At 65.1% G+C, this 20,513-nt stretch carries 20 protein-coding genes; 16 read left to right on the forward strand and 4 right to left on the reverse strand.

Annotated features, from left to right (window positions below; translation table 11 throughout):
* Nucleotides 1–69 precede the first annotated feature (69 nt).
* Nucleotides 70–867, reverse strand: coding sequence for an exodeoxyribonuclease III (gene xth / locus AC066S_RS24935; RefSeq protein WP_126257481.1), 798 nt, complete (start codon nucleotides 865–867; stop codon nucleotides 70–72).
* 134 nt (nucleotides 868–1,001) lie between these two features.
* Between xth and AC066S_RS24940 the strand changes: the two genes are divergently transcribed.
* Nucleotides 1,002–3,332, forward strand: a complete 2,331-nt coding sequence (locus AC066S_RS24940) for a hybrid sensor histidine kinase/response regulator (protein ID WP_478270868.1) — start codon at nucleotides 1,002–1,004, stop codon at nucleotides 3,330–3,332.
* 5 nt (nucleotides 3,333–3,337) lie between these two features.
* Here the strand turns inward: AC066S_RS24940 and erpA are convergent, their stop codons facing one another.
* A complete protein-coding gene (gene erpA / locus AC066S_RS24945; RefSeq protein WP_024342679.1) occupies nucleotides 3,338–3,667 on the reverse strand; it encodes an iron-sulfur cluster insertion protein ErpA in 330 nt (109 codons plus the stop codon).
* Between the two features lie 122 nt (nucleotides 3,668–3,789).
* On the opposite strand from erpA, the gene AC066S_RS24950 reads away from it, so the two are divergent.
* The 12 genes from AC066S_RS24950 (at nucleotide 3,790) to surE (ending at nucleotide 15,999) form a co-directional block, all read left to right on the forward strand.
* Entirely contained in the window at nucleotides 3,790–4,986 is a 1,197-nt protein-coding gene (locus AC066S_RS24950; RefSeq protein ID WP_164718579.1) for a deoxyguanosinetriphosphate triphosphohydrolase, read from the forward strand.
* Between the two features lie 9 nt (nucleotides 4,987–4,995).
* Nucleotides 4,996–6,786, forward strand: a complete 1,791-nt coding sequence (argS, locus tag AC066S_RS24955) for an arginine--tRNA ligase (protein WP_478270869.1) — start codon at nucleotides 4,996–4,998, stop codon at nucleotides 6,784–6,786.
* A 140-nt stretch (nucleotides 6,787–6,926) separates the two neighbouring features.
* Entirely contained in the window at nucleotides 6,927–8,429 is a 1,503-nt protein-coding gene (locus AC066S_RS24960; protein WP_478270870.1) for an SPOR domain-containing protein, read from the forward strand.
* Nucleotides 8,430–8,475: 46 nt separating this feature from the next.
* Nucleotides 8,476–9,504 carry a beta-N-acetylhexosaminidase gene (gene nagZ, locus AC066S_RS24965; RefSeq protein WP_478270871.1) on the forward strand — a complete coding sequence of 343 codons (1,029 nt, stop codon included), beginning with the start codon at nucleotides 8,476–8,478 and terminating at the stop codon, nucleotides 9,502–9,504.
* The gene (locus AC066S_RS24970) at nucleotides 9,501–10,340 is read left to right on the forward strand and encodes a segregation and condensation protein A (protein WP_126257487.1); all 840 of its coding nucleotides are present in this window, start codon (nucleotides 9,501–9,503) and stop codon (nucleotides 10,338–10,340) included. Before nagZ ends, AC066S_RS24970 begins: the two co-directional genes overlap by 4 nt.
* 21 nt (nucleotides 10,341–10,361) lie before the next feature.
* On the forward strand, nucleotides 10,362–11,138 hold the full coding sequence (gene scpB, locus AC066S_RS24975) for an SMC-Scp complex subunit ScpB (RefSeq protein WP_478270872.1): 777 nt from the start codon (nucleotides 10,362–10,364) through the stop codon (nucleotides 11,136–11,138).
* Nucleotides 11,139–11,304: 166 nt separating this feature from the next.
* Complete coding sequence (locus tag AC066S_RS24980; protein WP_028136237.1) at nucleotides 11,305–11,538, forward strand: twin-arginine translocase TatA/TatE family subunit; 234 nt, start codon at nucleotides 11,305–11,307, stop codon at nucleotides 11,536–11,538.
* 93 nt (nucleotides 11,539–11,631) lie between these two features.
* Nucleotides 11,632–12,147, forward strand: a complete 516-nt coding sequence (gene tatB, locus AC066S_RS24985; protein WP_478270873.1) for a Sec-independent protein translocase protein TatB — start codon at nucleotides 11,632–11,634, stop codon at nucleotides 12,145–12,147.
* The gene (tatC, locus tag AC066S_RS24990; RefSeq protein WP_126257490.1) at nucleotides 12,144–12,956 is read left to right on the forward strand and encodes a twin-arginine translocase subunit TatC; all 813 of its coding nucleotides are present in this window, start codon (nucleotides 12,144–12,146) and stop codon (nucleotides 12,954–12,956) included. Before tatB ends, tatC begins: the two co-directional genes overlap by 4 nt.
* A 137-nt stretch (nucleotides 12,957–13,093) precedes the next feature.
* A complete protein-coding gene (serS, locus tag AC066S_RS24995; protein ID WP_478270874.1) occupies nucleotides 13,094–14,635 on the forward strand; it encodes a serine--tRNA ligase in 1,542 nt (513 codons plus the stop codon).
* Nucleotides 14,636–14,761: 126 nt separating this feature from the next.
* Complete coding sequence (locus AC066S_RS25000; RefSeq protein ID WP_478270935.1) at nucleotides 14,762–15,124, forward strand: hypothetical protein; 363 nt, start codon at nucleotides 14,762–14,764, stop codon at nucleotides 15,122–15,124.
* Between the two features lie 107 nt (nucleotides 15,125–15,231).
* Entirely contained in the window at nucleotides 15,232–15,999 is a 768-nt protein-coding gene (gene surE, locus AC066S_RS25005) for a 5'/3'-nucleotidase SurE (protein WP_135166674.1), read from the forward strand.
* 3 nt (nucleotides 16,000–16,002) lie between these two features.
* On the opposite strand, the gene AC066S_RS25010 is transcribed toward surE, so the two are convergent.
* Entirely contained in the window at nucleotides 16,003–16,377 is a 375-nt protein-coding gene (locus AC066S_RS25010) for a response regulator (protein WP_126257494.1), read from the reverse strand.
* Nucleotides 16,378–16,604: 227 nt separating this feature from the next.
* On the opposite strand from AC066S_RS25010, the gene AC066S_RS25015 reads away from it, so the two are divergent.
* Nucleotides 16,605–17,255, forward strand: a complete 651-nt coding sequence (locus AC066S_RS25015; RefSeq protein WP_478270875.1) for a protein-L-isoaspartate(D-aspartate) O-methyltransferase — start codon at nucleotides 16,605–16,607, stop codon at nucleotides 17,253–17,255.
* Between the two features lie 109 nt (nucleotides 17,256–17,364).
* Nucleotides 17,365–18,750 (forward strand): LysM peptidoglycan-binding domain-containing M23 family metallopeptidase, encoded by a 1,386-nt coding sequence (locus AC066S_RS25020; protein ID WP_135170954.1) that lies wholly within the window; start codon nucleotides 17,365–17,367, stop codon nucleotides 18,748–18,750.
* Nucleotides 18,751–18,926: 176 nt separating this feature from the next.
* Here the strand turns inward: AC066S_RS25020 and AC066S_RS25025 are convergent, their stop codons facing one another.
* The gene (locus tag AC066S_RS25025) at nucleotides 18,927–19,931 is read right to left on the reverse strand and encodes an ATP-binding protein (RefSeq protein WP_478270876.1); all 1,005 of its coding nucleotides are present in this window, start codon (nucleotides 19,929–19,931) and stop codon (nucleotides 18,927–18,929) included.
* A 181-nt stretch (nucleotides 19,932–20,112) separates the two neighbouring features.
* Here AC066S_RS25025 and yajC point away from each other — a divergent pair, with 181 nt between their 5' ends.
* Nucleotides 20,113–20,490 carry a preprotein translocase subunit YajC gene (gene yajC, locus AC066S_RS25030; RefSeq protein WP_126257498.1) on the forward strand — a complete coding sequence of 126 codons (378 nt, stop codon included), beginning with the start codon at nucleotides 20,113–20,115 and terminating at the stop codon, nucleotides 20,488–20,490.
* Nucleotides 20,491–20,513 lie beyond the last annotated feature (23 nt).

The raw sequence follows: 20,513 nt of genomic DNA on the forward strand, positions 1-20,513 counted from the left end.
TGATCGGAACAGGTGGTGGGCACGCTTCGCTTTGCCCACCCTACGGCAGGTGCGGCATCTCGGCGTGCGTCACGCCGCCTCCAGATCGAGATCCGCCCACACCGGCACGTGGTCCGACGGCTTCTCCCAGCCGCGCACATAGCTGTCGATCCCGACATTGGCGAGCTTGTCGCTGGCCTGCGGCGACAGCAGCAGATGGTCGATCCGCAGTCCCTGGTTCTTCTGCCAGGCGCCGGCCTGGTAGTCCCAGAAGGTGTACAGCCCGCCCTCGTCGGTGACCGCCCGCAAGGCGTCGGTCAGGCCGAGGCCGAGCAGGGACTGAAAGCTCTCCCGCGTCTCGGTCTTGAACAGGGCGTCCTCGGTCCAGGCGGCCGGATTGTGCACGTCGCGGGCATGCGGGATGACGTTGAAGTCGCCTGCGAGGATCAGCGGCTCCTCGGTCTTGAGGCGCTCCTTCGAATAGTCAAGAAGTCGGGACATCCATTTGAGCTTGTAGGGATATTTCTCGGTCCCGACCGGGTTGCCGTTAGGCAAATAGAGGCAAGCGATGCGCAGCACGCCCGACTTGAGCGTCACCACGCCTTCGAGGAAGCGGGCATGGGCGTCCTCGTCGTCGCCGGCGAGCCCCGACTTGGTCTCGTCGAAGCGGAGCTTCGAGAGCAGGGCGACGCCGTTGAAGGTCTTCTGCCCGTGCGTGACCACGTTGTAGCCGAGCGCCTCGATCTCCAGCCGCGGAAAGGCCTCGTCGACGCATTTGATTTCCTGGAGGCAGACGATGTCCGGCTGGCACTCCTTCAGCCAGGTCAGCAGCAGGTCGATCCGCTGCCGGACCGAGTTCACGTTCCAGGTTGCTACTCTGATGGTCATGTCGACGGGGCTCCGGGCAGGGGCCATGGTTAGAACAAACTGCAAACGCGCCCGTCAAGGATGCCGCAAAATCTCCCACAAAATTAACCCGGCTTAAGCAGCCGGCAGGCCATTGATCGTCAAAGGTTCCTCGGATGGGCTGGCCGGACAAGTCGATGAAGCGAACTGCGCCGCATGACGGCCTGATCGGCGCCTTCCTGTATTGGCTCGGCGGCTTCGAGATCGAGGACGGGCTGACCGCCGGTCTCAGCGAGCGCGAGATCCGCCGCATCCGCGCCAAGCAGATCGACGCCGTGACGCAGCTGATCCCGGTGACCATGGCGGTGACGATGCTGAACGTCGCCATCGTGCTGATCCTGTTCTGGGGCCGCGGCTGGAACGACTTCCTCACCATCTGGGGCCTGACGCTCGCCACCACCGCCTCGCTCGCGGTGCGGTCATGGCGGAGGTCGCATCAGAACCCGCCGCAGGAGGCCTCGCCCCGCGCCGCGCGGCAGATGCTGCGGCAGGCGGCCTTCCTCGCCGCGATCTGGAGCGCGCTGCCGCTGGCTCTGTTCAGCCGCATCGAGCCGACCAGTCAGCTGATCCTGGCCTGCCTGATGGTCGGGATGATGTCGGGAGGCGCGTTCACGCTCTCGACCTTCCCGCGCGCCGGCCTCGTCTATCTCGCCACCGTGACGGTCGCCTGCGCCGGCGCGCTGCTGCTGTGCGGCACCGGGCCCTATCTGGTGACGGCGGTGTTCCTGCTGCTGTTCGCATTCTTCATGGCGCGCAACATCGTCTCGCAGGGCAATCTCTTCCTCGGCAATCTCAAGGCCCAGCTCGAGCTCGAGCGGCAGACCGAGATCATCTCGCTGCTGCTGAAGGATTTTCAGGAGAACGCCAGCGACTGGCTGTGGCAGACCGATGCCGAGGGGCGTCTGGTCGACGTGCCCGACCGCTTCGCCGACGTCGCGCAGGTGCCGCTGCCGCTGCTGAAGGGATCGTATTTCGCCGACGTGCTCGACATGCTCTGCCCCGAGGACAAGAGCGCGGCCTACAACGTCGTCGGCCTGATGGAGCAGAACGAGCCGCTGCACGAGATGAACCTCAAGGTCGTCGCCGGCGGCGAGGCGCGGCTGTGGTCGCTGACGGCGAAGCCGGCCTATGACCGCGAGGGACAGTTCCTCGGCTATCGCGGCTTCGGGCGCGACGTGACCGAGCGCTGGCGCGCCGAAAAGGCCGAGGCCGAGAGCCGTGCCAAGTCCGACTTCCTCGCGGTGATGAGCCACGAGATCCGGACGCCCATGAACGGCGTGCTCGGGCTTGCCAGCATGCTGCTCGAGACCAGGCTCGATCCGGAGCAGCGCGAGGCGGTCACCACGATCCGCGAATCCGGCGACAATCTCCAGCGCATCCTCAACGACATCCTCGACCTGTCCAAGCTCGAGGCCGGACGCTTCCAGTTCGAGGCGATCGATTTCGCCCCGCAGGCGCTGGTCGAGACTGTCGCAAGCGTCGCGCGCGCGAGCGCCAAGGGCAAGGGATTTGCGATCAAGATCGAGCTTGATCCGAACCTGCCGCCGACGCTGCGCGGCGATGTTGCGCGCATTCGCCAGGTGCTGCTCAACCTCGCGTCCAACGCGGTGAAATTCACCGACGAAGGCGAGGTGACGATCTCTGCGACCTGCCAGGCGCGCCGCGACCTGCTGGCGACCGTGGAATGGGCGGTGACCGACAGCGGCATCGGCATCGCCCCCGAAAAGCTCGGCCAGCTCTTCAGCGACTTCGCGCAGGCCGATGCCTCGATCAGCCGCCGCTTCGGAGGCACCGGCCTTGGCCTTGCGATCTCGCGGCGCATCATCGAGCAGATGGGCGGCACGATCGGCGTCACCTCGACGCCGGGGCAGGGCTCGACCTTCCGTTTCACGCTAGTGCTGCCCTGGAGCCAGGCGCAGGCATCTGGCCACGCGTCGGAGCGCGACGAGGCCGACGAGCTCAAGGCCCGCATCGCCGGCCTCGATCGGCCGCTAAAGGTGCTGGTCGCCGAGGACGATGCGGTCAACCGCATGGTCGTGAGCAAGATGTTAGGGGCCTTCGACGTCGAGCTGCGGGTCGTCACCGATGGCGCCGAGGCGGTCGCGGCTGCGACCGAAGGCAATTACGACGTCGTGCTGATGGACGTGCGCATGCCCGACATGGACGGGCTTGCCGCCACCCGCGCGATCCGCGCGCAAGGCGGGCGCTTCGCAGGCCTTCCGATCGTCGCGCTGACCGCGAACGCCTTCCCCGAGGATGTCCGGATCTGCCGCGAGGCCGGCATGTCGGACTTCCTCGCCAAGCCGCTGCGCAAGCCGGCGCTGGTCGCGGCCCTGCTGCGCGCACTGGATGGCTACAAGATATCGGACGACGCGCCGCTCCAGCCGGACCTGATGCCGGTCGAAATGGAGTGGACGGACGAGGAAAGGCAGGCGACCGGCACGTAGCCGGGTCAGACCGAGAAGCTGGTGCCGCAGCCGCAGGACGCGGTGGCGTTCGGATTGTTGACACGGAACGAGGCGCCGATCAGATCGTCGACGAAATCGACCTGCGATCCCGCCAGGAACGGCTGCGAGGCGGAATCGACCAGCACCACCGCATTGTCCTGCTCGATCACGAGATCGTCGTCGGTCCGGGCACGGTCGATGTCGAACTTGTACTGGAAACCCGAGCAGCCGCCGCCCTCGACCGAGATGCGCAGCATCGCGCCAGACCCTTCGCCCTTGAGGATCTCCCCAATCCGGCGTGCGGCCCGGTCGCTGATGGTCACGGCAGTCGTCATTGTCGGTCTCCGATAGTCCCGCAGTCATACCCAATTCATTTGGTATCCCGCGTCCGGCATAGTTAAGTGCAAGGATACGCAGAATCAAATGGATAGGGACTAAATTCGTCGTGTCCGTCGGAATGGCAGCCCCCCGCGCGCCCTATGCCTGCGATCCCGACCGCAGCCGTGGCCGGCTGGTCGCGGAGCCGCCGAGCCGGACCCGCAGCCCGTTCCGGCGGGATTGCGACCGGGTGATCCATTCCACCGCGTTCCGCCGCCTGAAGTACAAGACCCAGGTGTTCGTGTTCCACGAGGGGGATCATTACCGCACGAGGCTGACCCACTCGCTGGAGGTGGCGCAGATTGCCCGCGCGCTGGCGCGGCAGCTCGGGCTGGACGAGGACCTCACCGAAACCCTGGCGCTCGCCCACGATCTCGGTCATCCCCCGTTCGGCCATGCCGGCGAGCGGGCGCTCGACGCCTGCCTGAAGGAATTCGGCGGCTTCGACCACAATGCCCAGACGCTCCGCGTCGTCGCTTCGCTAGAGCACCGCTATCCCGAGTTCGACGGGCTCAACCTGACCTGGGAATCGCTGGAGGGCATCGTCAAGCACAACGGTCCGCTGACCGATCGCAGCGGCGCGCCGGTCGGGCGTTATCGCGAGCAGGGCATTCCCGTCGGCATCGCCGACTACATCAAGACCTATGACCTCGAATTGTGGAGCTTCGCCTCGCTGGAGGCGCAGGTCGCCGCCATCGCCGACGACATCGCCTATGACGCCCACGACATCGACGATGGCCTGCGCGCCGGCCTGTTCCATCTCGACGATCTCAAGGTGATGCCGCTCACGGCGGAGATCATCGCCGAGACCTCTGCGCATTATCCTGACCTTGAAGACCTCAGGCGCGGCGCCGAACTGGTGCGCGAGCTGATCTCGCACCTGATCGGCGCGGTATTCGCGCAGGCGCAGAAGAACCTCGCCGCGGTGAGGCCGCAATCGGCCCAGGACGTGCGCCAGCAGAGCCGGACCCTGGTCGCGTTCCCACCCGAGGTCGCGGAGGAAGAGGCCGCCATCAAGGCCTTCCTCTACCAGCACATGTACCGCCACAAGCGGGTGATGCGGGTGATGGGGGAGGCGGAGCAGATCCTGTTCGACCTGTTCGCGAAATACCTGCAATCGCCTGGCGAACTGCCGCCGGAATGGCTGCTCGGGGCGGAGGCGGACAATGAGGGCGACAGGGCGCGCCGGATCGGCAATTTCATTGCCGGAATGACCGACCGTTTCGCCCTGACCGAGCACCAGCGGCTCTTTGACTCGACCCCGGATTTGCGTTAGGCGGCGGCCATGCCCGACACATCCTCATCCCTGCATTTGTTCGCCGACGTGCTCGCACGCGTGCATGCCGCCTGCCGCGCGCTTGCGAAGGACGCCAACTGGCCCGAGGGCATCGATTTCTCACGCGTGGTGGTCGAACCGCCGCGCGATGCCTCCCACGGCGACATGGCGACCAACGCTGCCATGGTGCTGGCGAAAGAGGCAAAGGCAAAACCGCGCGACCTCGCCGAGCAGATCGCCGAGCGGCTGCGTGCCGACGCGCTGATCGCCAAGGTCGACGTCGCCGGTCCCGGCTTCATCAACCTGACACTCAAGCCGGCCGCCTGGGCCGAGGCGCTGCGGACGGTGCTGCGCGAGGCCGCCGATTACGGCCGCGCCCGCGGCGGCTCCAAGGTCAATGTCGAATACGTCTCGGCCAATCCGACCGGGCCGATGCATGTCGGCCATTGCCGCGGCGCCGTGTTCGGCGACGCGCTGGCGAGCCTGCTCCAGTTCGCCGGCCACGACGTCACGCGCGAATATTACATCAACGACGCCGGCGCCCAGGTCGACGTGCTCGCGCGCTCCGCCTTCCTCAGATATCGCGAGGCGCTCGGCGAGGACATCGGCGCGATCCCGGAAGGCCTCTATCCCGGCGACTACCTCAAGCCGGTGGGGCAGGCGCTGGCGAAGGAGCACGGCGACACGCTCCTCGCGATGAGCGAGGCCAGGTGGCTGCCGACGGTCCGCGCCAAGGCGATCGCGATGATGATGGACGAGATCAAGGACGATCTCGCCGCCCTCAACATCCGCCACGACGTGTTTTTCTCGGAGCGCTCGCTGATCGAAGGCGGCAACAACAAGGTTGCCGAGACTATCGACTTCCTGAAGGCCAAGGGCGACATCTATGAAGGCCGCCTGCCGCCGCCGAAGGGCGCCCCGGTCGAGGACTGGGAAGACCGCGAGCAGCTGCTGTTCAGGGCGACCGCCTACGGTGACGATGTCGATCGTCCGCTGATCAAGTCGGACAATTCCTATACCTACTTCGCCTCCGACATCGCCTACCACAAGAACAAGTTCGACCGTGGTTTTGCGGAGATGATCGACGTCTGGGGCGCCGATCATGGCGGCTACATCAAGCGCATGCAGGCGGCGGTGAAGGCGACGACGTCTGGCAAGGGCACGCTCGACGTCAAGATCGTCCAGCTCGTCAAGCTGCTGCGCAATGGCGAGCCGGTGAAAATGTCCAAGCGGAGCGGGGACTTCGTCACCTTGCGTGAGGTGGTGGATGAAGTCGGCCAGGACGCCGTCCGCTTCATGATGCTCTACCGCAAGAACGACGCGGTGCTCGACTTCGATCTCGCCAAGGTCATGGAACAGTCGCGCGACAACCCGGTGTTCTACGTGCAGTACGGTCACGCCCGCGGCCACTCGATCTTCCGCAACGCGCGGGCCGAGGTGTTCCCGGAGCTTCCCGAGGATACCGGGGAACGGATCGACTGGCTCAGTGAGTCGGCGGTGGAACGGTTGTCAGACCCGGTCGAGCTTGAACTTCTCAAGCGCCTTGCAATATATCCTCGCATGCTCGAAGCCGCCGCCGCGGCCCACGAGCCGCACCGAATTGCCTTTTATCTCTATGATTTAGCCAGCGAATTTCATGCACTTTGGACGAAGGGGCGCGATTTGCCCTATTTACGCTTCATTATCAATAATGATGCAGATCTAACAAAGGCGCGGCTGGCCATGGTCCAGGGCGTCGTCTCGGTTCTGGCATCGGGCCTCGCCATCCTCGGCGTCCATGCTCCGAACGAGATGCGGTAGTTTGGGGCGAACTACCTAAGGGGAATTCGGGGGTAACCGGCAGAAGCCGGATCGCTTAGACTTGGTTGAAAGCCTTGTGGGTCGAAAGCCGTGCCTTGGTCGAGGGGCGCGCGGCTTTCCCGAAGGGACGCATCATCACGATGGCCGAACGATATCAGGACAGACCGTTTCCTTCCGATGACTATGGTCGCGGTGGCGACCAGCATGGCAGGACGGACAGCGATCCCTTGGCTGAGCTCGCCCGCCTGATCGGACAGACCGATCCTTTCGCCGCGCAGTCGCGGCCGGGTGCGCGTCCGCCGGCCATATCTCCGCCCACCCAGAGCTATCAGGACGACGACCGGCAAGACGATGATCGGCAGGACGATGCCGATCCGGCGCCGCCCGGACCGCCATCATGGATGCGGCGCGCCAATGTGCAGCCGCAGCCGGCACCCGCGGAGCCTGATTATCCGGTGACCGTCAATCCGGTTCATCCGTTGCATCGCTATTCGGCCCCGCCCGCCGCGCCGGAGCCTGAACTTCGTCAGCCGCAGGCCTATCAGGATCACGCCTATCAGGATCAGGCCTATGAGCAGCAAGCGTATCCGCAGCCCGATCCGTCGCGCTACGACGATGCGCTCTATGGCCGGCTCGAGGCGGGCGAGCAGGACTACCAGCGTGAGCCGGCCTATCCGGACGATCCTTACGCGTACCAGAGCGAGTATCCGGAGGAGGAGCTCGACGAGCCCAAGAAGCAGCGCGGCGGCATGATGACGGTCGCGGCCATCCTGGCGCTGGCCGTGGTCGGCACCGGCGCTGCCTTCGCCTACAAGACCTATGTCGGCTCGCCCCGCAGCGGTGAGCCGCCGATCATCAAGGCGGACAACACCCCGACCAAGATCGTGCCCGCGCCGACGGATTCCTCGGCCAAGGTGCCGGATCGCATGGTGAGCGGCGACGGCACCGAGAAGATCGTGCCGCGCGAAGAGGCGCCGGTGGACGTCAACGCCAAGGCAGGCGGTCCCCGCGTGGTGTTCCCGCCGCTGAACCAGAATGCGAACCCGCCATCGGTCGCGAGCGTGTCGCCGTCCGCGGTGCCGCCGCCGGGCGCAAGCACCGGCACGCTGCCGAACAATTCGCCGCGCCCGATCAGGACTGTCGCCGTGAAGGGCGATCAGACCGACAGCGCCACGCCGCAAACGGCTGCCGCCGCCAAGGCCGCTTCCGCGCCGAAGCCTGTTGCCGCGCCGGCACCGGCTGCGCCACGCAATCCGCCGACCTCGGCCAATGCCAGCGCCAATCAGCCGATGTCGCTGGCGCCGCAATCTTCCCCGGCGGCCGAGCCGCCGCAGCGGATGGCTGCGACCACGCCGACGCAAATCGCGCCCGCCAGCAGCAGCGGCGGCGGCTACATCGTGCAGGTCTCCTCGCAGCAGAGCGAGGAAAGCGCCGCCGCGTCCTATCGCGTGCTCCAGAGCAAGTATGGCAGCGTGCTCGGCTCCCGCTCGCCGGTGATCAAGCGCGTCGACCTGACCGACAAGGGCAAGGGGGTCGTCTACCGCGCCTTCGCTGGTCCCTATGCCTCGGCGGAAGAGGCGACGCATGCGTGCAACAGCCTGAAGTCCGCCGGCCTGTCCGCCTGCTTCGTCCAGAGGAATTAACGGCCGTTTCCTTGACCCCCTCGCGGGTCAGGGTTAATCGGCCGTTATGAGCACGCGGGCCTTCATTACCGGTGTATCCGGAACGGAACTGACCGCCGTCGAGCGGGAGTTTATCCGCGACCAGCGCCCATGGGGCTTCATCCTGTTCAAGCGCAATGTCGCAACGCCAGCGCAAGTCGCTGCATTGGTTGCAGAATTGCGTAGCGCGGTCGGTGTGGCCGACGCGCCCGTCCTGATCGACCAGGAAGGCGGACGGGTGCAACGGCTCGGTCCGCCGCACTGGCCGGTCTATCCGCCGGGCGCCGTGTTCTCGACCTTGTACGACACTGATTCGGCGCTTGGGCTCACGGCGGCGCGCCTGTCCGCCCGCCTGATCGCGGCTGACCTGGCCGATCTCGGCATTACCGTGGATTGCCTGCCGCTCGCCGACGTGCCGGTGGCGGGCGCCGATGCCGTCATCGGGAACCGGGCCTACGGCACTGAACCGGTCAAGGTCGCGGCGATCGCGCGCGCCGTCACCGAAGGGTTGGAGCAGGGCGGCGTGCTGCCGGTCCTCAAACACATTCCCGGCCATGGCCGCGCCACTGCGGACACCCATTTCAAGCTGCCGACGGTGGATACGCCGAGGGACGAGCTGGAACGGACCGACTTCGCGGCGTTCAAGCCGCTGTCGGACCTGCCGATGGCCATGACTGCACATGTTGTGTTTAGCGCGGTCGACCCCGCCCATCCGGCGACGACATCTGCGACAATGATTGCTGACGTGATTCGCGGCGCAATCGGGTTCCAGGGTTTGTTGATGAGTGATGACGTGTCGATGAACGCGCTGTCGGGGAATATCGCCGAACGGACCCGCGCCATCTTCGCGGCCGGCTGCGATGTGGCCCTGCATTGCAACGGCAATATCGAGGAGATGCGTGCGGTTGCCGGTCAGACGCCTCTGCTGTCGGGCCGGGCGCTGGAGCGGGCGAATGCCGCGCTCGGCGCGCGCAAGGCGCCGCAGCCGCTCGACCGCGAGGCCGCACGCGCTGAGCTGGACGCATTGATCGCACGGGCAAACACGGCATCCGCATGACCGCAGAAATTCTATCCTTCGAAACCGGGCGGCCCGCAGAGCTTGCCGAGGGTGAGCCGGCGTTGGTGGTGGACGTCGAGGGCTATGAGGGCCCGCTCGACCTGCTGCTCGCGCTGGCGCGGCAGCAGAAGGTCGACCTTGCCAAGATCTCGATCCTGGCGCTGGCCGACCAATATCTCCACTTCATCGAGGCGGCGCGAAAGATCCGGCTCGAGCTTGCCGCCGACTATCTCGTCATGGCGGCGTGGCTCGCCTTCCTGAAATCGCGTCTGCTGCTGCCCGAGCCGCCGAGCGCGGAGGGCCCGAGCGCCGAGCAGATGGCCACCGCGCTCGCCAACCGGCTGCGCCGGCTGGAGGCCATTCGCGAAGCCGCCAACCGGCTGATGAACAGGCCGCAATTGCAGCGCGACATCTTCCCGCGCGGCGAGCCCGAGCAGATCGCCGAGATCAAGCATCCGAAATACACCGCGACACTGTACGATCTGCTCACCGCCTATGCCGCGCAGCGCCAATCGCGCGTGCTGGCGAGCGTGCATCTGGCCAAGCGCACGGTGTGGTCGCTCGCCGAAGCGCGCGCCACGCTGGAGCGGCTGGTCGGCAGCCTCAACGAACAGGACGACTGGGGCGTGCTGGACGATTTTCTGGTCAGGCACGTCGCCGATCCGACGCAGCGCGCGACGGTGTTCGCCTCCAGCTTTGCCGCCGCGCTGGAACTGGTGCGCGAAGGTCAGCTGGAACTGAATCAGAAAGAGGCGTTTGCGCCCATCTATTTCCGGAAGGGGCGCCCAAAACCGGTCCCGGACGCAGCTCCTGCGCCTGACGCGCCGGTCGCTTAAGTGCAAGAAGGAGAATCTACCATGGCAAGCCTGGCTGAAGTGCGGGTAGAAGAGGCCGAGCCGATGGAGAACGAATCCCAGGCGCGTCCCGAGGAATTGCGGCTGCTGGAAGCGCTGCTGTTCGCTTCGAGTGAACCGCTGGACACCGCGACGCTGGCCAAGCGCATGCCCGAAGGGGTCGACGTCAAGGCCGCGCTGGAACAGCTCCAGGCCGACTATTCCTTGCGCGGGGTGAATCTCGTCCGCGTCGCCAACAAATGGACCTTCCGCACGGCCGGCGATCTCGCCTGGCTGATGACGCGGGAGAGCACCGAGACCCGCCGCCTGTCACGCGCCGCGATCGAGGTGCTGGCGATCATCGCCTATCACCAGCCGGTGACGCGCGCCGAGATCGAGGAGATCCGCGGCGTCGTCACCTCGAAGGGCACGCTCGACGTGCTGCTGGAGACCGGCTGGATCAAGCCGCGTGGCCGGCGCAAGACGCCGGGCCGTCCGCTGACCTTTGGAACCACGGAGGACTTCCTGTCGCAGTTCACGCTGGAACAGCTCGGCGATCTGCCGGGCCTCGAGGAGCTGAAGGGCACGGGCCTCCTGGATTCGCGCCTGCCGACCGGATTCAGCGTGCCGACACCGTCTGACGATCCGACGTTGCGCGAGGATGAGGATCCGCTGGAACCGGGCGATGACCTCGATTTGGCGCTCGCGCCTGCGGTCGAGCCCGAGACTTCGGACGCGGCGCCGGAGGGCGGCCATGACGATGGCTGCGAGGCTGGCGGCAAAGGCGGCGCCGAGGACTGACATACCGTCCGCTTACGGGCCCCTGCGACCGGTTAACACTTAGCAAGATTACGTAGCGCCGACAGCGAATTGGCGCTGCCTTGGTCCTTGTTTTTGAGGCCTGCCAAGCCTAGGTTTCGGTAAGATCGGCCGGGTCCCCGGCTATGCGCGTTTGGAGGGTTGCAGGATGGGTTCTCTCAGCATTTGGCACTGGATCCTGGTGATCGCAGTGGTCCTGCTGCTGTTCGGCCGCGGGAAGATTTCGGATCTGATGGGCGACGTGGCGCAAGGCATCAAGGCGTTCAAGAAGGGCATGCAGGACGACGACAAGTCCGCCGAGAAGCCCGAGCCGGCCAAGTCCATCGAGCACAATGGTGCACCGACCGCGGCGCGGACCGACGTCGGCAGCAAGGCCGTCTGAGCCGAAAGCAGCACGCGAGACGTGGGTAGGGCGGCCCCGATCCTGCGCGCAAGGGATTGGGCCGGTTGCGGCTTCGCGTGAACGGAAGACCTCATGTTCGACATCGGGTGGAGTGAACTGGTCCTGATCGGGGTCGTGGCCCTGATCGCCATCGGCCCGAAAGAGCTGCCGGGTGTGCTGCGCATGGTCGGACAATGGATGGGCAAGGCGCGCAAGATGGCCGCCGAATTCCAGGGCCAGTTTCAGGAAGCGATGCGCGAGGCCGAGATGGCCGACCTCAAGAAGAGCTTCGACGAGGTCAAGGAAGCTGCCACCAGCTTCAATCCGCTGACCTCGCTTCAGAAGGACGTCAGCGACGCGCTCCGCGTCGATGCGCTGGACAAGCCCGCCGAGACGCCGACGACCACGGCTGTCGAACCTCCGGCGACTTCAAGTGAAGCGCCTGTCACTCCTACCACTCCGGAAGCGCCGACGCCCGCGACTTTCATGGAAGCCGAAGCGCATGCGGCTGCCGACGAGCCGCTTGCGATCACCCGTGAGGTCGAGCAGGCAAAGGTGGCGCAGGACACCGCGCCCTCCGAAGCGATCAAGGACGCCAAAGCGTCATGACCGACGCCGATATCGAGGCCAGCAAAGCCCCGCTGATGGACCATCTGATTGAGCTGCGCTCGCGGCTGATCAAGGCGCTGCTCGGCTTTGGCATAGCTTTCATCTTCTGCTTTTTCTTCGCCAAGCAGATCTACAACGTGCTGGTCTGGCCGTTCGTCTGGATCGCGGGCCCCGAGAACTCCAAGTTCATCTACACGGCGCTGCTGGAATATTTCATCACCCAGCTCAAGCTCGCGCTGTTCGGGGCCGGCTTCATCTCGTTCCCGATCGTCGCGACCCAGATCTACAAATTCGTCGCGCCCGGCCTCTACAAGCACGAGAAGCAGGCCTTCCTGCCGTACCTGGTCGCGACCCCGTTCTTCTTCGTACTCGGCGCGGCGCTGGTCTATTTCGTCGTGCTGCCGATGCTGGTCCGCTTCTCGCTCGGCATGCAGCAGGCCGGCGGCGACGAGACCGCGCAGATTCAGCTCTTGCCCAAGGTCGGCGAATATCTGTCGCTGATGATGTCGCTGATCTTCGCCTTCGGCATCGCCTTCCAGCTGCCGGTGATCCTGACGCTGCTCGGCCGGATCGGCATCGTCAGCTCGAAGATGCTGCGCGAGAAGCGCCGCTATTTCATCGTCATCGCCTTCGTCATCGCCGCCGTGCTGACGCCGCCCGACGTTCTCAGCCAGTGCTCCCTGGCGTTTCCGCTGATGGCGCTCTACGAGGGCTCGATCATCGCGGTCGGCATGGTGGAGAGGAAGGCCGCGGCCTCGCAAGCAGCCACCGGCACCGACGTGCCGACACCGGCCAATCCGGCGGAGTAGGGGCGCTCTCGCTCTATCATGTCGCTGCTCAGCCGATGATTCGTCATGCCCGGGCTTGACCCGGGCATCCACGACTTGATCTAAGGCGGCGAACGCGGGAATGGACGGGACGACTTCGCCGTTATGGGAAAGCAGCTATGCACGACATCAAATGGATTCGCGAAAACCCTACAGAGTTTGATCGTCGACTTGCTCGTCGTCCTTTCGATGATGAGACGCGACGAAGGTTCTCTTCCTCAAACATATTGTCGATTGACGATCGGCGCCGAGCCATCCTTCGAGTGCATGAAAGCGCGCTTGCTCGCCGCAAAGCTTTAGCCAAGGAAAATGAAAATGCGCGGCGTAACAAAGACGCAGCGGAGATCGATCGCCTCACCAGTGTTGCCCTTGAGATCAAGGACACGATCGCCAATACCGAGAAGGAGGAGAGGGAGGTAGTTAACGAACTTAATGGTCTACTCGCGGAAATTCCCAATCTCCCTTTGGACAATATCCCGGATGGAACTGATGAACATGGGAATATCCAACATCACGTCTACGGCGAGAAGAGATTTTATTCGTTCGATCCAAGACCTCATTTTGACCTAGGAGAATCAATTGGCCAGATGGATTTCGAGGCAGCAGCGAAGCTGTCCGGTGCGCGCTTTGTTGTCCTAAAAAGGGGATTGGCGCGCCTTGAACGCGCGATCGGCCAATTCATGCTCGACGTGCATACGACAGAGCATGGCTACACCGAAGTTAACCCACCGCTCCTGGTGCGCGACAACGTAATGTTCGGTACTGGGCAGCTCCCGAAATTCGCTGACGATCAATTTAAGACGGAGATCTTTACTGAAGGCGCAATTCAGAAGATCGTCCGTGAATACGTTTCGGAATTTGCAAAGAACAAAGCTCGCGAGATCTTCGAGAACAATCGTGACAAGATCGCCGAGCTATTTATCGAGCACGGGAGAAGGCATTGGAAGGAACATATCACCGAGTTCTTTGATGTAGAGACTTCCGAGATGTCTAACGAGGGGCTGGCTCGCGTCAGGAGGCTGATGACCGAGTTGGCCGGAGATAATCGTCGATGGCTCATCCCCACCGCCGAGGTCTCGCTGACAAATCTCGTCCGCGAATCCATCCTCGACGAGAAGGAATTGCCGATGCACCTCACCGCGCTCACACCGTGTTTCCGTGCCGAGGCGGGGGCCGCGGGCCGCGATACCCGCGGCATGATCCGCCAGCACCAGTTCACCAAGGTCGAGCTGGTGTCGATCACGACCCCGGAGACGAGCAAGGACGAGCACGAGCGCATGCTTGCGTGCGCGGAGGAAGTGTTGCGGCGGCTCGACCTGCATTATCGGGTGATGACGCTGTGCGCTGGGGATATGGGTTTCTCGTCGCAAAAAACCTATGACATCGAGGTCTGGATGCCGGGCCAGGGCGAGGGTGGGGCGTTCCGCGAGATCTCGAGCTGCTCGGTTTGCGGCGACTTCCAGGCGCGGCGCATGGGTGCGCGCTCGAAGGGGCCCGACGGCAAGCCGCGTTTCGTCCACACACTGAACGGCTCCGGCACCGCGGTCGGCCGCGCGCTGATCGCCGTGATGGAGACCTATCAGCAGGAGGACGGCTCGATCGCCGTCCCCGACGTGCTCCAGCCTTATATGGGCGGAGTGAAGGTGATCGCGCGCGACTAAAGCGTTTTCGAGCGAAGTGGATACCGGTTCGCGTCAAGAAAACGCGGCATGACGAGAATCGCGTTGCGAAGATCGGGCGGCCGGCTATCCTGCCGGCCCCTCGACAACGCGAACCCCGCCCCCTTCATGGCCTTGCACCGCGACATCTTCTGGATCGGTCGACAATGGGCGGTGACGGGGGCCGGCATCCAGGCCGTAGATCAGCGCCTGCGAGGCGTGCTCGACATTGAGATCGCGCAGCTCTGGGACGACCATCTCGTGCAAAGCCGGCGGGCCAAGCCCGGCGTGAATGCAGCCGATTTCGACAAGGCGCTGACGGTGGCCCGCGAGCGCTTTCCGCAGGCGCCGGCGTCGGACCCGTTCGTCGCGCAGCTGAGGGCGCTCGGCGTGATCGAGGGCCCCGTCGTGAGCCCGGCCGTACCGGCAATGCGGCTGCGGGCGGAAGGCCGGCTGGCGCGCTTTCTGCCGCAATGGCGCATCCGCCGCTGACAGGCCCCGGCCGGGAACCTGCCAGACCGCAATCACCCGGTTTGCCTGATCGGCCCCAGCCGGATAAGACGGCTCAGCCCCCGCTTTTCTGGAATCGAACCTTTCGCATGCGCATTCTCTGCACCAATGACGACGGCATCCATGCCCCCGGCCTCCAGATCGTGGAGGAGATCGCGCGCGCTCTGTCCGACGACGTCTGGGTGGTGGCGCCCGAGCTCGACCAGTCCGGCGTTTCGCATTCGCTGTCGTTGAACGATCCGTTGCGCCTGCGCGAAGTCGGGCCTCGGCATTTTGCCGTGCGCGGCACGCCGACCGACTGCGTCATCATGGGCGCGCGCCATATCCTTGGGCCCAAGCTGCCCGACGTCGTGCTCTCCGGGGTCAACAAAGGCCGCAACGTTGCCGAGGACGTGGTCTATTCCGGCACCATCGCCGGCGCGCTGGAGGGCACCATTCTGGGCCTGCCGTCGTTCGCGCTGTCGCAGGAGTTCAGCGTCGAGACCCGCGAGCGCCCGCCGTGGGACACCGCGCGCAAGTTCGGGCCTGACATCCTGCGCAAGGTGATTGCCGCCGGCATCCCGAAGGACACCGTCATCAACGTCAACTTCCCGTCCTGCGCGCCGGAGGATGTGCTCGGCATCCGCGTCACCCGCCAGGGCAAGCGCAATCTCGGTTTCCTGCGGGTCGACGAGCGCAAGGACGGCCGGGGCAATCCCTATTTCTGGATCGGCTTCGAGCGCGCCGCCATGATGGACACACCGGCCGACGGCACCGATCTGGCCGCGCTTCGCGAGCGCTACGTCTCGGTTACGCCGCTCAGGCTCGATCGCACCAATGAGGCGTTTTCGGAAGAGCTCAGCGCAATGCTGAAATAGCGCCTATCCGCCGCCGCGGAGCGCGGCTTCGATGGTCTTGCCGAGCGCGTCGAGCTGAAACGGCTTCTGGAGCGCCGGCCGGTCGCGGTACTGCTCGGGCAGGCCGGAGGAGCCGTAGCCGGTGGCGAAGATGAAGGGGCAGCCCTTGGCCTTGATGACGTCGGCGACCGGCGAGATGACCTTGCCGTTGACGTTGACGTCGAGAATGGCGATGTCGAAATCGGTTGCCTGGGCGAGCCGCATGGCCTCGTTGATGTCGCCCGCCTCGGCCGCGACCTTGTAGCCGAGCTCTTCGAGCATGTCCGCGACCATCATCCTGATCATCACCTCGTCCTCGACGAGGAACACAGAGCGGCCGGAAAGCCCTGTCGCGGTCATGGTTGAGTCCTTGCCCATTGCCGAAAACGTTCGCAGATATCACGAATTGACGCAATGTGCGTTTCGACCGAGGGGTGCCTGAAAATGGTCATCGCAGTTCGCCCGCGGCAAGCCAATCTGTGGTCAAATGCTCCACTCGAACGTTATCATGAGTTCCTGAGCAGGAACATGATTCTCCTGCCCGGGCTTGACGCCCGCCGGGCCGGCCAAGACAGCACAAGCAGGCAATGACCTCCCATCAGCATCCGCCGGAAAAGATGATGTTTCAGCTCACGCTGAGGCGTCGGGGCATCAGCGATCAGGCAGTGCTGCGAACCATGGAGGAGGTGCCGCGCGAGCAATTCGTCGACGAGGCCGATCGCGACGGGGCTTACCGCGACAGCGCGCTGCCGATCGACTGCGGGCAGACCATCAGCCAGCCCTTCGTCGTGGCCTACATGACCGAGCAGTTGCAGCTCCAGAAGCAGCACCGCGTGCTCGAGATCGGCACCGGTTCCGGCTATCAGGCCGCCGTGCTGTCGCGGCTCGCCGGCCAGGTCCTGACGGTCGAGCGCTATCGCAGGCTCGCGGACACCGCACGCGCTAGGCTCGAAAAGCTCGGCTGTCACAATGTCGAGGTGATGCTTGGCGACGGCCTCAATCTGCCGCCCAATATTGGCCCGTTCGATCGCATCATCGTCACCGCCGCGATGGAGCAGATCCCGGAGAATCTGATCGAGCGGCTGGAGGTTGGCGGCATCCTGATCGCGCCGGTCGGCCCGCATCAGGGCGTGCAGACGCTGATCCGCCTGACCCGCAGCGCGGCCGGGATCGAGCGCAAGGAACTCGTCGATGTCCGTTTCGTGCCGGCGCTGCCCGGGGTGGCGCGGGAGCTGTAGATTTCCGGATCGGCTGTGCGGCCAATATCTTATTGGGAGGGTTAAGCCGTTATTTACTCGGCGCGTGTTTACTTAAAACACCAGTTCTGTTGCGTACGAGTGAGTAACCATGTCCGCTGTCGCCGAGTTGCTTTACTCGCGCCGCGTGCCGCAGGTCGCGGTGCTGGCGCTGATCTCCTTCAGCTTCGCAGGGTGCAGCGCCGACATGTCGTCGCGGCTGTCCCAGTCGAATTTCTCCAATCCCTTCTCCTCCGAAGCGACCGGTACGGTGCAGCAGGCCCCGCCGCCGCAGCGTGAGTTGCCGCAATATGCGCGGCCGCAGACCCAGCCCGGCTCCTATCAGTCGCAGCCCTTGCCGCCGCCGGCGGTTTCCGCCCCGCAATCCTATCCCGTTGCGGCAGGTGGCGGGGTGTCCGGAGGCGGGCGCGGCGTCGGCTCCTACGCGCCGCCGGCGCAACCGCGCCTGGAGACCACGGCCACCGTGCCGTCGCGCTCGGTTGCGGCTGCCCAGCCGGCCGGCGGGACCAAGATCATCGTCGGCACCAGCGATACGCTGGAGGTGCTCGCCAAGCGTTATCACGTCACGCCGCAGGCAATCCTCGCCGCCAACGGCTACAAGGGCCCGCGCGCGCTGTCGCCCGGTCAGCAGCTGATCATCCCGCATCCGGCGACGGCGGCAGCGCCGGCTCCTGCGCCAACTCCGGTCGCGGCAGCTCCCGCAGCGAAGCCGGTTGCCGTCATGGCTGCGCCGCCGAGCACTCACTTCGTCAATCGTGGCGACACGCTCGCCAGCATTGCCCGCAAGAACCATATCTCGTCGGCTGATCTTGCCCGTGCCAACGGCCTCGATCCGTCGGCCAAGCTCAAGCTCGGCGCCAAGCTGACCGTGCCCGGCGCAAAGACCGCCGCCGTCGCGGCGCCGGTTGCCGCAGCTCCTGTCACGGCCGCTCCGGTTGCGGGCACGCTGCAGCCCGTTGCAGCGGCTCCCGCGCCCGCCACCAAGATGGCCGCGGCCGGCGCGCCCGTGCAGAGCGCGCGCCTCGCCCAGGCCACCACCAATGTCGAAGAGAAGCCCGCCGAGGCCCCGGCCAAGGCTGCGGAGACCACCAGCGCGCTGCCGACCTTCCGCTGGCCGGTGCGCGGCAAGGTGGTCACGAGCTACGGCGCCAAGACCAACGGCAAGTCCAACGACGGCATCAATCTCGCGGTGCCCGAGGGGACGCCGGTCAAGGCGGCCGAAGACGGCGTCGTCGCCTATTCCGGCAACGAGCTGAAAGGTTACGGCAATCTGGTCCTGGTTCGGCACTCCAACGGCTACGTCACCGCATATGCCCATGCGAGTGAGCTGTTGGTGAAGCGCGGCGACACCATCAAGCGCGGTCAGGTCATTGCCAAGTCGGGCCAATCCGGGGAGGTGGCGTCGCCGCAGCTCCACTTTGAGATCCGCAAGGGATCGAGCCCGGTTGATCCGCTTCAATTCCTGAACGGGGCGTGAGGCGCCGCCGGGATCTCACCATACGAACGGTGTCATCGCCCGCCTTGTGCGCAGTTGCGCACTGGAGCGGGCGATCCAGTATTCCAGAGACCTTGTGATCTAGCCGATAAACTGCGGCGTACTGGATTCCCCGCCTTCGCGGGGAATGACAGTTGTGGATTGGGCGACAGCTCCCGCTACTGCGCCGTGAGCCTCACGCCCAGCCGGCCCGCCAGCTCCTGCACGAATTGCCAGGCGACGCGGCCCGAGCGTGAGCCGCGGGTGGTCGACCATTCCAGCGCCTCTCGCTCCAGCGCCTCATCGTCGACCTTGACGCCGAAATGGCCGCAATATCCGCGCACCATGGCGAGGTATTCGTCCTGGCTGCAACGGTGGAAGCCGAGCCAGAGGCCGAAGCGATCGGACAGTGAGACCTTCTCCTCGACGGCTTCGCCGGGATTGATCGCGGTCGAGCGCTCGTTCTCGATCATGTCGCGCGCCAGCAGATGACGGCGGTTGGAGGTGGCGTAGAGGATGACATTCTCGGGACGGCCCTCGATGCCGCCTTCGAGCACGGCCTTGAGCGATTTGTAGGACGCGTCATTGCCGTCGAAGGAGAGGTCGTCGATGAACACGATGAAGCGGAAGCTGGCGTCGCGGAGCTTCTCCATCAGCATCGGCAGCGTTTCGATGTCCTCGCGATGGATCTCGACCAGCTTCAGCCTGTCGGCCAGCTTGCGGTCCGCGTTGATGCTGGCATGCGCGGCCTTCACCAGCGACGATTTGCCCATGCCGCGTGCGCCCCAGAGCAGGGCGTTGTTGGCGGGCAGGCCGGCTGCGAACCGCTCGGTGTTCTCCATCAGGATGTCGCGCATCCGGTCGATGCCCTTGAGCAGGAACAGCTCGACGCGGCTGACCCGCGGCACGGGCGCGAGGCGGCCGTCGGGATGCCAGACATAGGCATCTGCCCGTTCGAACGACTCAGCGGTGACGGCCGGCTTGGCCTGGGCGGAGAGGTGCGCCGCAATGGTCTCCAGCGCGCGGACAATGCGCTCCTGGGAGAGGATGGGCGTTGCCTCGCGAGGGGCCTTGACGGTCCTCTTGATCGTCCCCTTGGGGCGATTTGCCGCGACGCGGGCCGGCTTTCCGGCAGGGGTACGGGGGCCTTTGCCGGCCGGGCTTTTGCTAAGGTTTTTGGGCATGTCCGAAGTTCCTGAGAACGCAGCCTTATCGGGCCTGAGGAGCCGCCGCAAGGTGGCTAAAAGGGCGGTCTGGCAGCGTTGCAATTGGGGCAATGGCCGCTATAGTCCGCGCGAATTTGACCGAACCGGTCGCCTTTGAAGGCCTGACCGGTTTTCCCCCGTTCCCACGAGGATTGTCCGAATGCTGATTACCCCTGCGTATGCCCAGGCTGCAGGCGCCGGTGACACCAACAGCATGTTGATGTCGCTGCTGCCGTTCGCCCTGATCTTCGTGATCATGTACTTCCTGATTCTGCGTCCGCAGCAGAAGAAGGTCCGCGAGCACGCCGACCTCGTGAAGAACATCCGGCGTGGCGACACCGTCGTGACCTCGGGCGGCCTCGTCGGCAAGGTCACCAAGGTCGTCGACGACGACCAGATCGAGTTCGAGATTTCCGACGGCGTGCGGGTGCGACAGATGCGCCAGATGATCTCGGGCGTGCGTGCCAAGGGCGAGCCGGCGAAGGAATCCAAGGATAGCGCGAAGGACGCCGCCAAGGACGACGCCGCGTCGAAGTGAGCGCGTTCGCGAGCATCTCAAGT

This window comes from Bradyrhizobium sp. CFUWI (genome assembly GCF_056429085.1).

What these genes read in the sequence shown, in the direction of transcription:
- xth (WP_126257481.1), bottom strand. Translation starts at nt 867, where the DNA reads ATGACCATCAGAGTAGCAACCTGGAACGTGAACTCGGTCCGGCAGCGG.
- AC066S_RS24940 (WP_478270868.1), top strand. Translation starts at nt 1,002, where the DNA reads ATGGGCTGGCCGGACAAGTCGATGAAGCGAACTGCGCCGCATGACGGC.
- erpA (WP_024342679.1), bottom strand. Translation starts at nt 3,667, where the DNA reads ATGACGACTGCCGTGACCATCAGCGACCGGGCCGCACGCCGGATTGGG.
- AC066S_RS24950 (WP_164718579.1), top strand. Translation starts at nt 3,790, where the DNA reads ATGGCAGCCCCCCGCGCGCCCTATGCCTGCGATCCCGACCGCAGCCGT.
- argS (WP_478270869.1), top strand. Translation starts at nt 4,996, where the DNA reads ATGCCCGACACATCCTCATCCCTGCATTTGTTCGCCGACGTGCTCGCA.
- AC066S_RS24960 (WP_478270870.1), top strand. Translation starts at nt 6,927, where the DNA reads ATGGCCGAACGATATCAGGACAGACCGTTTCCTTCCGATGACTATGGT.
- nagZ (WP_478270871.1), top strand. Translation starts at nt 8,476, where the DNA reads ATGAGCACGCGGGCCTTCATTACCGGTGTATCCGGAACGGAACTGACC.
- AC066S_RS24970 (WP_126257487.1), top strand. Translation starts at nt 9,501, where the DNA reads ATGACCGCAGAAATTCTATCCTTCGAAACCGGGCGGCCCGCAGAGCTT.
- scpB (WP_478270872.1), top strand. Translation starts at nt 10,362, where the DNA reads ATGGCAAGCCTGGCTGAAGTGCGGGTAGAAGAGGCCGAGCCGATGGAG.
- AC066S_RS24980 (WP_028136237.1), top strand. Translation starts at nt 11,305, where the DNA reads ATGGGTTCTCTCAGCATTTGGCACTGGATCCTGGTGATCGCAGTGGTC.
- tatB (WP_478270873.1), top strand. Translation starts at nt 11,632, where the DNA reads ATGTTCGACATCGGGTGGAGTGAACTGGTCCTGATCGGGGTCGTGGCC.
- tatC (WP_126257490.1), top strand. Translation starts at nt 12,144, where the DNA reads ATGACCGACGCCGATATCGAGGCCAGCAAAGCCCCGCTGATGGACCAT.
- serS (WP_478270874.1), top strand. Translation starts at nt 13,094, where the DNA reads ATGCACGACATCAAATGGATTCGCGAAAACCCTACAGAGTTTGATCGT.
- AC066S_RS25000 (WP_478270935.1), top strand. Translation starts at nt 14,762, where the DNA reads ATGGCCTTGCACCGCGACATCTTCTGGATCGGTCGACAATGGGCGGTG.
- surE (WP_135166674.1), top strand. Translation starts at nt 15,232, where the DNA reads ATGCGCATTCTCTGCACCAATGACGACGGCATCCATGCCCCCGGCCTC.
- AC066S_RS25010 (WP_126257494.1), bottom strand. Translation starts at nt 16,377, where the DNA reads ATGACCGCGACAGGGCTTTCCGGCCGCTCTGTGTTCCTCGTCGAGGAC.
- AC066S_RS25015 (WP_478270875.1), top strand. Translation starts at nt 16,605, where the DNA reads ATGACCTCCCATCAGCATCCGCCGGAAAAGATGATGTTTCAGCTCACG.
- AC066S_RS25020 (WP_135170954.1), top strand. Translation starts at nt 17,365, where the DNA reads ATGTCCGCTGTCGCCGAGTTGCTTTACTCGCGCCGCGTGCCGCAGGTC.
- AC066S_RS25025 (WP_478270876.1), bottom strand. Translation starts at nt 19,931, where the DNA reads ATGCCCAAAAACCTTAGCAAAAGCCCGGCCGGCAAAGGCCCCCGTACC.
- yajC (WP_126257498.1), top strand. Translation starts at nt 20,113, where the DNA reads ATGCTGATTACCCCTGCGTATGCCCAGGCTGCAGGCGCCGGTGACACC.